This is a genomic window from Streptomyces sp. NPDC043176, assembly GCF_056436715.1.
Genome location: NZ_JBWKCA010000021.1, coordinates 23833 through 38546, shown reverse-complemented (window position 1 = coordinate 38546; position 14714 = coordinate 23833). Strand labels below are relative to the sequence as shown.

9 protein-coding genes are annotated in these 14714 nt (G+C 74.3%); 4 read left to right on the top strand and 5 right to left on the bottom strand.

Features of this window, described 5'->3' with window-relative positions:
• Window positions 1-2: 2 nt before the first annotated feature.
• The 3 genes from AC067A_RS28615 (at window position 3) to AC067A_RS28605 (ending at window position 5394) form a co-directional block, all read left to right on the top strand.
• The gene (locus AC067A_RS28615) at window positions 3-914 is read left to right on the top strand and encodes an SDR family oxidoreductase (protein ID WP_479245363.1); all 912 of its coding nucleotides are present in this window, start codon (window positions 3-5) and stop codon (window positions 912-914) included.
• Between the two features lie 986 nt (window positions 915-1900).
• The gene (locus tag AC067A_RS28610) at window positions 1901-4723 is read left to right on the top strand and encodes a helix-turn-helix transcriptional regulator (RefSeq protein ID WP_479245362.1); all 2823 of its coding nucleotides are present in this window, start codon (window positions 1901-1903) and stop codon (window positions 4721-4723) included.
• A 188-nt stretch (window positions 4724-4911) separates the two neighbouring features.
• Window positions 4912-5394, top strand: a complete 483-nt coding sequence (locus AC067A_RS28605; protein WP_479245361.1) for an ATP-binding protein — start codon at window positions 4912-4914, stop codon at window positions 5392-5394.
• 72 nt (window positions 5395-5466) lie between these two features.
• On the opposite strand, the gene AC067A_RS28600 is transcribed toward AC067A_RS28605, so the two are convergent.
• The 4 genes from AC067A_RS28600 to AC067A_RS28585 form a co-directional block, all read right to left on the bottom strand.
• Window positions 5467-7740, bottom strand: a complete 2274-nt coding sequence (locus AC067A_RS28600; protein ID WP_479245360.1) for a M9 family metallopeptidase — start codon at window positions 7738-7740, stop codon at window positions 5467-5469.
• Between the two features lie 326 nt (window positions 7741-8066).
• Entirely contained in the window at window positions 8067-9569 is a 1503-nt protein-coding gene (locus tag AC067A_RS28595; RefSeq protein WP_479245359.1) for a SulP family inorganic anion transporter, read from the bottom strand.
• Window positions 9570-9815: 246 nt separating this feature from the next.
• A complete protein-coding gene (locus AC067A_RS28590) occupies window positions 9816-10955 on the bottom strand; it encodes a mechanosensitive ion channel family protein (protein WP_479245457.1) in 1140 nt (379 codons plus the stop codon).
• Between the two features lie 105 nt (window positions 10956-11060).
• Window positions 11061-11567 (bottom strand): flavin reductase family protein, encoded by a 507-nt coding sequence (locus AC067A_RS28585; RefSeq protein ID WP_479245358.1) that lies wholly within the window; start codon window positions 11565-11567, stop codon window positions 11061-11063.
• A gap of 290 nt (window positions 11568-11857) precedes the next feature.
• On the opposite strand from AC067A_RS28585, the gene AC067A_RS28580 reads away from it, so the two are divergent.
• Window positions 11858-13246: a DUF5685 family protein gene (locus AC067A_RS28580; RefSeq protein WP_479245357.1), complete on the top strand. Its 1389-nt coding sequence runs from the start codon at window positions 11858-11860 to the stop codon at window positions 13244-13246.
• A 232-nt stretch (window positions 13247-13478) separates the two neighbouring features.
• Here AC067A_RS28580 and AC067A_RS28575 read toward each other — a convergent pair whose 3' ends face one another.
• Entirely contained in the window at window positions 13479-14702 is a 1224-nt protein-coding gene (locus AC067A_RS28575) for a tetratricopeptide repeat protein (protein WP_479245356.1), read from the bottom strand.
• Window positions 14703-14714 lie beyond the last annotated feature (12 nt).

The window sequence follows — 14714 nt, the reverse complement described above, 5'->3', positions numbered from 1 at the left end:
CCATGACTGGACTCTGCGACGGACGCGTCGTGATCGTCACCGGAGCCGGCCGCGGACTCGGCCGCGCGCACGCGCTCGCCTTCGCCGCCGAAGGCGCCAAGGTCGTCGTCAACGACCTCGGCGTCGGACTCGACGGCACCGGCGGCGGCGCCGCCCCCGCCCGGCAGGTCGTCGACGAGATCACCGCCATGGGCGGAGAAGCCGTCGCCCACGGCGGCGACATCGCCACCGCCGACGGCGCCGCCTCGCTCGTCACCACCACCCTGGACGCGTTCGGCCGCCTCGACACCCTCGTCAACAACGCCGGCTTCCTCCGCGACCGCATGCTCGTCAACCTCGACGAGGACGACTGGGACGCCGTCATGCGCGTCCACCTCAAGGGCCACTTCCTGCCGCTCAAGTACGCCACCGCTCACTGGCGCGCCGAGACCAAGGCCGGGCGCGTGCCCGACGCGCGCGTGATCAACACGAGCTCCGGCGCGGGGCTGCTCGGCAGCGTCGGCCAGGGCAACTACGCGGCCGCCAAGGCCGGGATCGTCGGGCTCACCCTCGTCGCCGCCGCCGAGACGGCCCGCTACGGCGTCCACGTCAACGCCATCGCCCCCGCCGCCCGCACCCGCATGACCGAGCAGACCTTCGCCGAGACCATGGCCGCGCCCGGCGGCACCGCCTTCGACGCCATGGCCCCCGAGAACGTCTCCCCCCTCGTCGTCTGGCTCGGCTCCGCCGCCTCCGCCGGCGTCACCGGCCGCGTCTTCGAGACGGAGGCCGGCCGCATCACCGTCATGGAGGGCTGGCGGCCCGGACCCACCGCCGACAAGCACGCCCGCTGGACTCCCGCGGAAGCCGGCGCCGCCGCCCGCACCCTCCTCGCCGCCTCCGCACCCCCCCACCCCGTCTACGGCACCTCCTGACCCCCCGCGCCCCCGCCTTGCGCACTTGCGCCCACGCCCCCGCGTTGTGGCCGCGCCCCGCGCGTTGTGGGCGATCGTTCCGTCGGGGCGATGCCCACCCCCGCGCCCCCACGCCGCGGGCTTGCGCCCACGCCCCCGCGTTGTGGGCCGCCCCTGCCCGTTGTGGGCGATCGTTCCGCTGGGGCGGTACCCGCCCTCGCGCCTTCGCCCCGCCCGTTGTGGGCACTCGTCGCGCTGGGGCGGTGCCCACCCGCAACCGCCGGTGCCCCGCGCGTTGTGGGCGATCGTTCTGCCGGGTGGTGCCCACCCCGGCGCCTCGGCCCACCCCCGTTGTGGGCAATCGTTCCGCTGGGGCGGAACGGGTGGGCACAACGGACGGCGCCCTTTGCCGGGCCTAGGCTTTCGGGCCCGAACCCGCACCCGGTGCGCACCGGACTGTGGGTGCGGGCCAGGGCACGGGGGCGGAGGCGCCGCCGAGGGCGCCGTCCCGTGTGCCCACCCGTCCCGCCCAGCGGGACGATCGCCCACACGGCAGCGGGCGAAGGCTCACACAGCGGTGGGCGACAGCCCAGGCAGGCGTGGGCCCGTGCGACAGCGGGTGCGGGCTCACACGGGGCGGGGGCGCGGGCGCACACGGCAGCGGGCGAAGGCCCACACAGCGGTGGGCGACAGCCCAGGCAGGCGTGGGCCCGTGCGACAGCGGGTGCGGGCTCACACGGGGCGGGGGCGCGGGCGCACGCGGCGGCGGGCAAAGGCGCACGCGGCGGCGGGCGCGGGCGCACACAGCAGCGGGCGCACACGGCGGTGGGTGGAGGCGCACGCGGCGGTGGGTGGAGGTCCGCACCGCTTCCGCGTCGTCCGGTCGTCCGCCGGGGCGGGCCCGCTTAGGCTGGAGGGGCCGGGGGCGTCCGAGGGGCGAGGTGGGTGAGCGCGTGGCGGGGTCACTCGGCCGGGGAGCGGCCACCGCGGTGGGCACGTTCCGTTACGTGGGACGCCGCCGTGAGCTGGACCTGCTCGTGGCCGCGGTGCGGCAGCCGCCCGCGGTGGTGCTGATCGAGGGCGAGGCGGGGATCGGGAAGTCGAGGCTGGTCGGCGAGGCCGCCGCGCTGTGGCGGGCGGAGGGCAGGCCGGTGCTCACCGGGTTCTGCCAGCCGCTCCGCGAGCCCTTCCCGTACGGACCGGTGTCCGACGCGCTGACCAAGGCCGGCCCGTGGCTGCCGGACGGCCTGCCCGACGCGGTCGGCGCGCTGGTCCCGCTCCTGCCGGGCCTCGCGGACCGACTCCCCACGGCGACGTCCGAGCGGGGAGGGGACCAGGCCGAACGACTCCGGCTCGTCCACGGCGTGCGCGCCCTCCTCGCGGCCCTGGGGCCGACCGTCCTGGTCGTCGAGGACATGCACTGGGTCGACGAGGCCACCCGGGACCTGCTCCTGCTCCTCGCCCGCGACCTGCCGGAGGACCTCACCCTCGTCCTCACCTACCGCGCCGAGGACCTGCCCCCGGACACGTCGGTGCTCGGCGCGGCCTACCGCCACCCTTCGGGCGCCGGCGGCGCGGTGATCAGGCTCGGGCCGCTCACCCAGGAGGAGGTCAGGGAACTGGCCTCCTCGGCGCTCGGCCCGGTCGCCACGCCCGCCCTCGCGGCCGCGCTGTACGAGCGCAGCGAGGGCCTGCCGCTGGTCGCCGAGGAGGACCTGCTCACGCTCGCCGACCAGGGAGGCACGCTCGACCAGCGGGACGCGGTCCGCAGCCTCCGGGACACCGACGTGCCCAAGGGCCTGCGCGAGGCCGTCACCGAACGGCTGGCCGGTCTGTCGCCGGCCGGCGCGGCCGTCGTCGACGCCGCGGCCGTGCTCGCCGTCCCCTCGGACGAGGCCCTGCTCGCCGCGGTCGCCGGGCTCGACGCCGAGACCGGCACCGACGGGCTGGTCGAGGTGCTGGGCAGCTCGCTGCTCCGCGAGACGGAGGACCACCGGTACGCGTTCCGGCACGTGCTGGCCCAGCAGGTCGCGTACCGCCACATCCCCGCGCCGCGGCGGAGCCGGCTGCACGGGTCGGCCGTGGCGGCGCTCCAGGAACTGACTCCCGCGCCGCTCGTGCAGATCGCCCACCACACCCTGGCCCTCGGCGACCGCGCCGGGTGGCTGCGGCGGGCCGAGGAGGCCGCCGAGCAGGCCGCCGCCGTCGGCGACCAGGGCACGGCCGCCACACTGCTCCACCGGATCCTCGACGAGCCCGGACTCGACACCGAGCGGCGCTCCCGCGCGGCCACCGCGCTCGCGAGGATCGCGTACAACGGCGTCGACTTCACCTCCGCCGCGCGGCTGCTGCGACGCCTGGTGGAGGACCCGCACCTGCCGAGGGCGGTCCGCGGGGAGATCCGCACCGGCCTCGGACTGCTGCTCCTGAACGAGTCCGCGTCACCGTCGTGGGTCCGGGAACTCGAACTCGCGGTCGAGGACCTGTCGGAGCGGCCCGTGACGGCCGGCCGGGCGATGCTCGCCCTCGCGCTCAACGAGCGGGCCGGCCCGGCCTGGTCGGCACGCTGGATGGAGCGGGCCCGCCAGGCGCTCGACGACAGCGGTGACGAGGCCCTCCAGGCCGCGGTCGACGCGACGCGCCTGACCCTCCTCAGCTGGCAGGGCGACCCGGCGCTCTGGGACCTCCTCGACGCCCTCCCGCGGGACGCCGACTCCCCGGCGCAGCTCTGGCAGACCGCCCGGGCGCTCCACAACGTCGCCGAGGCGGCCATCGCGCTCGGGCACGACGTCCGCGCCGCCGGCCTGGTCGAGGAGAGCAGGCAGCAGGGCCGCCGGGCCGGCGCGGTGATCGTGGAGTGCTACGGGCGCGTCCTCGAACTCTGGCTGGACACCCTCGGCGGCCGCTGGGAGGGCCTGGAGGACCGCTTCGACGCCCTGATCGCCGCGTACCCGGGCATCAGCGTGCTCCACGCGGAGCGCCTGCTGTCCCTCGGCACGATGGCGTTCGCGCGGGGGCAGCGCGAGCCGGCCCTGGAGCACTTCGACCGGGCCGCGAAGCAGGGAGCACGCCAGATCGCCGTGAGCACCGAGCTGCGCGGCACCGCCGGTCTCATGTCCGTCCGGCTCGCGCAGGGAGCGGCTGAGGAGGCCTGGGCGGCGGCCGGGACCGCCCTCACCGTGCTCCGCGGCGCGCAGGCCTGGACGAAGGCCACGGGCCTCGTCCCCGTCGCCGTCGAGGCGGCCCTCGCGAGCGCCGACCGCTCCGCCGCCCAGGAGCTCGTCGAGGAGGCCGACCGGGGGCTGCGGGGCCGCGACGCCCCGGCGGCGCGGGCGGAGCTCCACGTGGCACGCGGACTGCTCCGCCTCGACGCCGACCCCGCGCGCGCGGCGGAGGAGTTCGGCGCCGCCCGCCGCGCATGGCGGGACATCGGGCGCCCGTACGAGGTCGCCCGCGCCACCGAGCGCCAGGGCCACGCGCTCGCCGCCGGGGAGCCCGCCGACGCGGCGGCACTCCTGGGCGCGGCCGCCGACGCGTACTCCGCACTCGGCGCGCAGGCCGACGCCTCCCGCTCCCGGCACCTGCTGCGGGACCTCGGACTCACCCGGCCCGACACCCCGGGCCGCCGCGGCTACGGGGACCGGCTCTCCCCCCGCGAACACCAGGTGGCGGAGCTCCTCGCCACGGGCGCGACCAACCAGGTCATCGCCGACACCCTGTACCTCTCGCCGCGAACCGTCGAGAACCACGTCGCCAGCGTCCTGCGCAAGCTGCGCACCACCCGCAAGGAAGTGGCGGCCGCGCTCGACGACCCCGCCCGGGATACCTGAGGCGCCGCCGGACCGGGCCGGATCCGAGGACCCCGCCCGGGATACCTGAGGCGCCGCCGGGCCGGGCCGGATCCGAGGCCCCGCTCCCGGCTTGCGTACCCCTAAAGCCCCCGACCCGGATTGTTTCCGTACCCCCCGGCCCGCACTGTGGAGAGCGGGGGAAATCGTCCGCAGTCCCGGGAGACCCGATGCATGCCGTCCCGCACCTCCGTCCGGTCGACCTCGCCGAGAACCGGTCCGTCCTCCGTCCGACGCGGTGGCCGGACCTGTCGTGCACCGAGCGGCGGTCCGCAGGATGCCTGACGGCCGCGACCGCCGCCTCGGTGCCGGTGCTGCGCCGGTTCGCCCGGGGCGTGGCGGCCCGCTGGGGGCTGCCGGCGGGGATCGACGACAGCCTGCGACTCGTGGTGAGCGAGCTGGTGGGCAACGCGGTCCGGCACAGCGGCGGTCCCGACGTGGCACTCTTCCTGTCCGCCGGCCTCTCGACGCTGGCCGTCGAGGTCAAGGACAACGGCCGCTGGCGGCCCCGTGCCGCCCGACCCCGGCACGACGGCGACCTCGCCTGCGGCGGCCGGGGCCTGGACATCGTCGCCGCGTGCGCACTGCGCTGCACCGTCCACACCAGGCCCGGGGGGACCCACATCGTGGCGGAACTCGCGCTCCGGGACTGAGGGAGCGGGACGGGGTGCCGTCCTGCCTCCTCGCGACGTCCGCCGGTGCCCGGCGGGCACCGGCGAAACGGTTCAGCCGACCTGGGTGGAGAGGCTCACGCCGCTGAAGTCCTGCGCGGCGGCGAGGCTGAAGTACACCCAGCCGGACGGCGGGTCGTCGATGGTCAGGGTCTCGCTGTTCCCCGCGTGGACGGACTTCGCCCGGTAGCCGGTGGTGGTGGCCCAGCTGCCGCCGCCGTAGTAGAGGTCGGCGTCGCCGGTGCCGCCGCTGCTGGTGATGGTCAGCCGCTTGACGCCGGCCGGCAGGTGGACGAAGTGGTAGCTGTAGTTGCCCCTGGAGGCGCTGAGGTCGTCGCGGCGGCAGTTCTGGTCGAACTGACGGGCGTCGGCGAGGGTGCAGAGGGGGGCGGGGGCGGCGGCGTCCGGCAGCGGGCCGCAGTCGGCGGTCGCGCAGTCGGTCGTGAGCCAGGTCGCGAAGTCCGCGTCGTAGCGGGTGCCGATGGTCTGCTTCAGGAAGGTACGGGCTCCGGTCCAGTCACCGGTGCGGTACGCGCCGAGTACGGTCCGGACGTCGGCGGGGTGCTTCTGGAGCATGTAGCGGACCGCGAGGAAGCCCCAGCGGTAGACCCGGTTCGAGTTGACCTCGGGGTCCTCCTCCTGGCCGTAGACGGTGTCGAAGAGGTCGCTGAGCCTGTACGTCAGCCTGCCGGCCTCGGCGATCGCGTCGGCGTTGCGCTCGTTGCGGTAGCCGTACGAGATGTTCTCGGCGATGCCCTCGACCCACCAGATGGTTGGCGTGGTCATGCCCGCCTCGAAGTCGCCGTGCATGTTGTACCGGCCGTCGAGGTAGTGGGTGTACTCGTGGTTGAGGTTCCAGATCTGGAAGTCGGGGCGCAGCCAGTCGGCCTCGTGGGCGATGAAGCGGGCCTGGTTGCCGGGAGCGGCCGGGTCGCCCTCCTCGTACATGCCGCCGTTGTCGACATCGATGTCGTAGACGGCCCAGGCGTACAGCGCGTACTGGGTGTAGTCGTCGAAGGCGACGACCTCCAGGTCGGTGTTCACGTCACCGGGGATCGCGCCCTTGTCGCCGATGATCCGGTGGAAGTAGGCGTCCTGGTTGACCAGGCTCGCGCAGGTGCTGTCCAGCTGTGCGGGGGACATGTCCTGGGCGCGGATCTCCAGCCCGGAGTTGCAGGTGCGCTGGATCGGCAGGACCAGGGGAAGGACGCGTGCGCCGAGGTCGCAGATCGCGTAGGCCGCGCAGTTGCCCCGGTCGTACTGGCGCGTGTACCAGCCCAGGTTCATGGTGATCGGCGCGGTGGGGCCGACGTTCGGGTACCGGTTGATCAGGTCCTTCAGCAGCGGCCGGACCCGGTCCTTGAGCTCGGGGACGTCCAGCGCGTAGCCGAGGTAGCGGCCGACGTTGCTCACGACGTCCAGGCGGTTCAGCTGGGCCTCGTTGCGCCGGACGAAGCCGGCCCAGGTGTCGAGGACGGACGGGTCGGCCTTGAGGGCGGCCCGCCAGCCTCGGCCGTCGTCCTTGGCCTTGAAGCCGTTCTCGACGACCCACTCGACGTGCTGCACGGCCAGGTTCATCTGGCCGGGCCAGGTGCCGTCGTAGCTGCCGAGCAGCCACTTCACGACACCGGCGTACCGGCCCGCCTCGTGGGTGCTGTCGATGAGCGTGACGACCTCGTTGAGGATCGCGCCGTTGGCGTCGGTGACGTCCTTGCTGCGCGGGGCGGCGAAGAAGGCGTCCAGCGCGCCGCGTGCCGCGTCCCGCAGCGCCGGCCCGTAGGCGCCGACGGCGTCCGCGTGGTTGTCCTGCACGTAGTAGCCCGCCCGCAGGAACATCACCAGCTGTCCGGTGGACGCGCGGTTGTCGCCCGCGTACGTGGCGGAGGCGTCGCGCAGGGCGTCGGCGACGGTCACCATCTGGGATTCGCGGAACGCCTTCCGCGCGTCCTCCCCGGTGAGGCCGAACAGCGGGTAGGTACAGGTGATCTGGGGGAGGGCCTTGAGCTGCTGGACCAGCGCGCCGCCGGTGGCGTTGACGACACCGGAGAGGTCGCCGCACGCGTCCGCGGCGGCGGCCGACGACCGCTTGCCCGTCCTGGCGCCGGGCGCGGGCGGCGGGCCGGACTCCTCGGTGCCGTCCTGTGAGGAGAGTCGGAAGCGGGGGTTGTCGCTGATCGCGTGGGGCGACTTGGGGACCGGGATCGCCCGCGGCGCCGTGGGCGCCGCCTCGCGCGCGATCGCGCCGGCGGGCGCCGTGCCGCCGAAGGGGACGGCCTGGCTCTGCGGCGCGAACAGGCCGAGGGTGAGGAAGACCGCTGTACCGAGCACGGGAAGTCTTCGCGCACGGGTCTTCGATATCCGGAAGGGACGCATCTGTGGGGGCCTCCGGGGCCGTTGTGGCCACGTGCTGGGGCAGCACGAGCAGTTGACGTGTGACATGTAAAATTTCACATGTCGCATTGTTCGGGAAGACCCCGGACGGGATTCGTCGACTGCCGCGAAGGAACGGCGGGGGAGAGCGGCCCCTCGCCCCGCGCGACTACTCGGTCCGCGACGCGGCGGCGGAGGGGGATCGGCAGGCCCGGACGGCGCCGCCGGACGCTCGGGCGGCCCGGACGGCGAGGGCGCCGTCCGGGCCGCCGCGGGCGTCGGCGTCAGCCCGCCGCGGTGAGTTCACCGCTGAGCGAGTCGTGCAGTTTGGCGCTCGGCTTGTTGAGACCCGTGATCTCCACGGTCTTCCCGCGCTGGGCGTACCGGTGCTCGATCGCGTCGAGCACGGCCACGGAGGAGGCGTCCCAGACGTGGGCGGCGGAGAGGTCGATGACCACCTTCGCGGGATCGCCGGCGTAGTCGAAGCGGCCCACGAGCTCGTTGGAGGAGGCGAAGAACAACTGGCCGGTCACCGCGTAGACGACCTGCCCGCCGTCGGGGTCCGTGACCGCGGTGACGTCCGCGAGGCGGGCGACGCGCTTCGCGAAGATGACCATCGCGGTGACCGACCCCGTGACCACGCCGACGGCCAGGTTGTGGGTGACGACGACGCACGCCACGGTGACCACCATGACGGCGGTCTCGCCCTTGGGCATCCGCCTCAGCGTCCTGGGCGCGACGGAGTGCCAGTCGAAGGTCGCGAAGCAGACCATCACCATGACGGCGACCAGCGCGGCCATCGGGATGTCGGAGACGACCGGCCCGAAGACGATGCACAGCACCATCAGGAACACGCCCGAGAGGAAGGTCGACAGGCGGGTCCGGGCACCCGAGACCTTCACGTTGATCATCGTCTGGCCGATCATGGCGCAGCCGCCCATGCCGCCGAAGAAGCCCGTCACGATGTTCGCGACACCCTGCCCGACCGCCTCCCGCGTCTTCGACGAGCGGGTGTCGGTGATCTCGTCGACGAGCTGAGCCGTCATCAGCGACTCCATCAGACCGACGAGCGCCATGGCGAAGGCGTACGGGGCGACGGTCGCCAGGGTGTCGAGCGTGAAGGGCACGTCGGGCAGCCCCGGCACGGGCAGCGAGGACGGCAGCGCGCCCTTGTCGCCGACGGTCGGCACGGCGATGCCCGCGGCGACCGTGATCACGGTGAGGACCACGATCGAGACCAGCGGAGCCGGAACCGCCCTGGTGATCCTCGGGAACAGCACCATCAGCGCCAGACCGGCCGCGAACAACGGATACACCGCCCACGGCACGTCCCACAGCTGCGGCACCTGGGCCATGAACACCAGGATCGCCAGCGCGTTGACGAAGCCCACCATCACCGAGCGCGGGATGAACCGCATCAGGCGGCCCACGCCCAGCGCGCCGAGCGCGATCTGGAGCACCCCGGCCAGGATCACCGCGGCCACCAGGTACCCGAAGCCGTGCTGCCGGTTCAGCGGGGCGATGACCAGCGCCACCGCCCCCGTCGCGGCGGAGATCATCGCGGGCCGTCCGCCGACCACGGCGATCGTGACGGCCATGGTGAAGGAGGCGAACAGGCCGATCGCCGGGTCCACCCCCGCGATGATCGAGAAGGAGATGGCCTCCGGGATCAGCGCCAGCGCGACCACCAGGCCACCCAGGACCTCGGTGCGCAGCACCTTCGGCGACAGCCGGGACGGACGGAGGGAACGCAGCCGCGCGGGCACGGAAAGAGCGGAGTCGGGCAAGGGGAACAGACCTGTCGGGCGGGCACACCGCCGGCGGGCAGGCGAGCGTACGGGGGAGGGGACGACCCTCCACGGTACCGGCGCCGCGCCCGGGCGGAGCACGGCCCCCGTGGAACGGCGGGCCTGTGACGAGGGGGTACGCGACGGGAGACGGATCCCGAGGCCGCCGACCAGGGCGACCCCGCGCGCCGCTCCCTGCGGGAGAAGGCCTGACGGCGCCCTCCGGCCGGGCCGGTGGGCACGCGTTCAGTCCCGTGGCGTGTCCGCCGGCCGGCCGGGACTCCGGACCTCGCCGCCCGCCCCTCGCTGCCGCGGTGCCAGGGAGTCCTCCCCCGGCCGGTCCAGGGCGGCGGCCGCGGGAGCGGTGACGACCTTGGGGAGCGCGCCCGGATGCTCCCGCGCGAGCCAGGCGACGAGCTCCTCCCGTACGGCACAACGGGTCGTCCACAGGTTGTCCGCGTCCTTCGCGGTCACGATCGCCCGCACCGTGATGCCGGTCGGCGAGGTGTCGGTGACGGCGAGGTCCCAGCCCCGCCCGTCCCAGGTGCCGCACGTCGCGAGGAACTCCCGGAGGTGCGCCCGCATCAGCGTGACCGGCGTGCTGTGGTCGCAGTGGACGAAGACCGACCCCGTCATCTCCGCGCCGCCGCGCGACCAGTTCTCGAACGGCCGCGAGGTGAAGTACGAGACGGGGAGGGTGACGCGCCGCTCGTCCCACGTCCGGACCGTGAGGAACGTGAGGGTCACCTCCTCCACGAGACCCCATTCGCCGTCGACGACGACGGTGTCACCGATGCGGACCATGTCGCCGAAGGCGATCTGGAAGCCGGCGAAGAGGTTGCTCAGCGTCGACTGGGCCGCCACGCCCGCCACGATGCCGATGATCCCGGCCGAGGCGAGCAGGGACGTGCCCAGGGTGCGGAAGGAGGGGAAGGTGACCAGGGCCACGGACGCGGCGAGCACCCCGACGGCGACGGACACCACCCGCATGATCAGCGTGACCTGCGTACGGACCCGGCGGAGCCGCGCCGCGTCACGTGACCGGCCGGCGTACCGCGCGTACGAGGACTCGACGACGGCCGCCACCGTCCGCACCGCCAGCCAGGCCCCGCCGCCGATCAGGCACAGCAGCAGGACGTGACGCGTCACCTCCATGTGCTCGGCCAGCGGCGCCCGTCCTGCCGCCACCGGAGAGGTCCATCTGAGGAGGGCGGCGATCAGCACGACGAACAACGGCGTACGGCAGCGGCGCAGCAGCCCCCAGAGCGGGGTCTCCGGATGCCGCGCGTCGGCGAACCGCGCCAGCAGGTCGGCCGCCCGGCAGACGCCCAGGGCCACCAGCGCCGAGCCGCCCACGGCGATCGTCAGCCGGATCCAGCTCTCCATGTACTCCCCCCAGTCGGTGAGTCGAACAGAACTCCTGTACGCCTCGCCGCCGACGGGCACGCCAAACATCCGCGCGGCATCCCGGCCGCGCGTCACACCACCGGATCAGGCGGGGTGCCCGGGGGAGAAGCCGTCCGCGTCGCTCAGGACGAACAGGCGGGTCCCGGCGCGGCCGGTCCCGGTCGCTCCCTCGTGGCTGCCCTCGGCGACCGGCGCGAGCAGGAAGCCCACGTGGTCCCCACCGTCGAACCGGGCCTCCACCTCGCCGGTGAACCAGCTCAGACAGTCGGTGAGGACCGGACTGCCGTCGTACCCCGGCTCCCAGCGCACGTCGACGAACTTGTCGACCTCGTCGCCCGTCTCCTCGCCGAACAGCCGCGCCGTCTCCCGGTGCTCCGCGCCGAGGAGGTGCACCGTCAGATGCGACGCCCGGCAGGCGACCCGGTAGGTGCGGTTGGCCCGGGACAGCCACACCGTGAAGCGAATCGGGTGGAGGGAACTCTGCGACGCGAACCCGACGAGACAACCGGCCCGCTCACCGTCGGCCGCCGTCGCGGTCACGACGTACATAGGGAGGTCGAGCAGTGTGGTGAACGCGTCCAGGGCCGCCACGGTCAGTCCTTCCCGCCTGTCGCCTTCGACCCAGAATAGCCAACGGCCCGGCCGCTCCCGCGAGCACACGGAGAACGCGGCCCCGTTTCCCGAAGGGCGCCTCGCCGATCCGAGCCGGAACCGTCGTACCGGCCCTGGTCGTGCACAGGAGGAGAGCATCTAGGATGTCGGCCGCGCGCCGATGTCACACGCGGTTGACGTTTCGCGAGGTCGTGCCCCGTGCGCGGTGTCGCGGCCGTGAGCCGCCGGCCGGGTGCGCGCGGCGGTTGTTTCTACGGGGGAGAACTTCGGTGTTCGGAATCATCAGGCCATGCCGTCATCGCCTGGGCGAGGGCTTGCGTACCGAGTGGATGGCCCATCTGTGCGGGTTGTGCCTGACGTTGCGCAGCGAGTACGGGCAGTTCGCGCGGGTGGCCACCAACTACGACGGCCTGATCGTCTCGGTGCTGACCGAGGCGCAGTCGGAGCGGTCGGGGGACTGGCGGCGGGGAGCCGGTCCGTGCCCGCTGCGCGGGATGCGGTCGGCGGACGTGGCGCAGGGCGAGGGCGCGCGGCTGGCGGCGACGGTGTCGCTGGTGCTGGCCGCCGCGAAGATACGTGACCACGTGGCCGACGGCGACGGCCTGGTCGGGCGCCGCCCGGTGGCGCTGGCGGCCCGCCGGATCGCCCGCGGCTGGGACCGCGCCGGCGCGGCGGGCGGTGAACGGCTCGGCTTCGACACGGCCGTGCTGCTCGGGGCGGTCGAGCGCCAGCCGGAGGTCGAGCGCTCGACCGGCCCCGGCGGCTCGCTGCTGACGGTCACGGAGCCCACGGAGACGGCGACCGCCGCCGCCTTCGCGTACACCGCCGTCCTCACGGACCGCCCGGGCAACGCCGAACCGCTGGCGGAGGCCGGCCGCCTGTTCGGCCGGCTGGCACATCTGCTCGACGCGGTCGAGGACCTGGACGCGGACGCGGCGTCGGGCGCGTGGAACCCGATCGCCGTGACCGGTGCGACCCGCGCCGACGCGCGCCGGCTGTGCGACGACGCGGTCCACGGCATCCGACTCGCCCTGTCCGACGCCAACTTCGTCGACGGGCGCCTCGTGCAGGCGCTCCTGGGCGTCGAGTTGGAACGCGCCGTCGATCGCGTCTTCGACCCTCGGCATCGTCACCACCAGCCCCGCCGCCAGGCCCGGACCCTGCGCATGCTGCCCTGGCTGGGGCGCCGAACGGAGACGGGCGCGCCCTCGGAGGCCGGGACGGGCGAGGCCTGCGGCGTCGGCGTCCTCGCGGGCGTGGCACGCGAGGGCGGCCCCATGGCGTCGGGCCGACCGGCGGACGGGCACTGCCGGCGGTGTCGGGAATGGCGCCGGCTGTGCCCTGAATGCGGTCTGTGCCACGGCTGCTGCCGCTGCGACGACGGCCAGGACGACGGCGAGCCCATCGAGTTCGGGGACGGCAACCGGGGCGGCGGTTCGAATCGCGACGGTTCCGGCGGCGACGGCTGGTTCGGCGGCCGTGGCGGAGGCCAGGGCGGCGGCAACGGCGGCGGCAACTGGGGTGGTTCTTCCGGCGGTTCGGGTGGCGGCCACGGGTCCGGTGGATCCGGCGGTTCGGGCGGCTCCGGTGGTTGCGGCGGCGGCTCGGGCGACGGCTGCTGCAACCCGTGCAAGTGCTGCTGCGACTGCTGCGACTGACGTTCCGGCGCTCAGGCGCTCAGACGGCCAGGCGCTCAGGCGGAGTGACGATCAGGCGGAGTGACGGGCAGGGACAGGCGGGCATACGCAGCGACCGGCGGACCGGCCGCCTGACCGGCCGCCTGTGACCGACTTCCGGACCAGCCGCCGGACCGACCGCCTGACCGAATTCTGACTGGCCGCCAGACGGCCGCCTGACCGTCTGGCCGACCGCTCACCGCGTCGCCCCGCCCTACCCGTTGTCGTCCCGTAGCCACGCCAGCCTCTCCTCGGCCGCCCCCTGGCGGGGGTGCCCCGGGCCGTAGATGCGGCGGTAGTCGCGGACGCAGCGCTCGAGGAGCGCTGTGGCCTCGGCGTACCGGCCCACGTCGATCAGGACGTTGGCGAGGTTGTCCCGGGTCGACACGGTGATCGGGTGGTCCTCGCCGTTCAGGGCGACGCGGCCGGCCAGGACGTCACGCAGGACGGGGACGGCGTCCTCGTAGCGCTCCATGGCGTGCAGGACGGCCGCCAGGTTGTTGCGCGCCGTGAAGGTGTTCTCGTGGTGACGTCCCACGGTCGCCTCGAACGACCGGATGACGGCGCGGAGCTGTGTCTCCGCCTCGGTGTGACGATCCAGCCGGACGAGTACGGCGCCGAGGTTGGCCCGGGCGGCCGCGGTGCGCTCGTGATCGGGACCGTATCGCCGCTCGAGCCGGGGCAGGAGGCCTCTCAGCGCGCGCTCGCACTCCTGGTGGCGGCCGCACTTGAGCAGCGAGGCGGCGTGGGAGTTGGCGGCGGTCAGGACGTCCGGGTGGTCGGGCCCGAGCAGTCTGGTGCGCCGCTCCAGCACGTCCCGTTGCAGCGGTTCGGCCTCGGGGGCGCGCCTGAGGTCCTCCAGGACGGCGGCCAGCCCGGCCGCGCTGCGCAGGGTGTCGGGGTGATCGCGGCCCAGGGTGTCCGACCGGCCGCGGAAGGTGTCGCGCCAGGCCGATTCGGCGAGTCGCAGCTGTCCCGTCTCGTGGAGTGCGTCGGCGAGTTCGGCCGAGGTGCGCAGGGTCTCCTCGTGATGGGGTCCGAGGACCGTCCACTGGCCTCGGGCCACCTCCTGGTAGTACGCCACCGCCTCCTCGCCGCGCCCGGGGACCGAGGCGAGGACCCGGGCCAGATCGCGCACCGCGTCGAGCGACTCCGGGTGCTCGGGACCCAGGCGCTGGACGACGCCGCGGGCTCGCATGGTGTGCCACTCCTCGGGGGAGATCTCGATCCTCGCGATCTCCTCCTGCGGCCTGCCCTCCGTCACCTCGGTGACGGTGATGTGGGCGCCGCCCGGCCGGGCACGACGGGCTCCCCGTTCCCGCTCCTGCTCCCGTTCCCGCTCCTCGTCGTGCCCGGACGGTTCCGCCGCGTCCGTCGCACCGCTGGCGGAGTCCTCCGCGTCGCCCTGAGCGGCCTTGCGCCGCCACCACCGGCTCATCGTGACTGTGTC

What these genes read in the sequence shown, in the direction of transcription:
- AC067A_RS28615 (WP_479245363.1), top strand. Translation starts at nt 3, where the DNA reads ATGACTGGACTCTGCGACGGACGCGTCGTGATCGTCACCGGAGCCGGC.
- AC067A_RS28575 (WP_479245356.1), bottom strand. Translation starts at nt 14,702, where the DNA reads ATGAGCCGGTGGTGGCGGCGCAAGGCCGCTCAGGGCGACGCGGAGGAC.
- AC067A_RS28590 (WP_479245457.1), bottom strand. Translation starts at nt 10,955, where the DNA reads ATGGAGAGCTGGATCCGGCTGACGATCGCCGTGGGCGGCTCGGCGCTG.
- AC067A_RS28605 (WP_479245361.1), top strand. Translation starts at nt 4,912, where the DNA reads ATGCATGCCGTCCCGCACCTCCGTCCGGTCGACCTCGCCGAGAACCGG.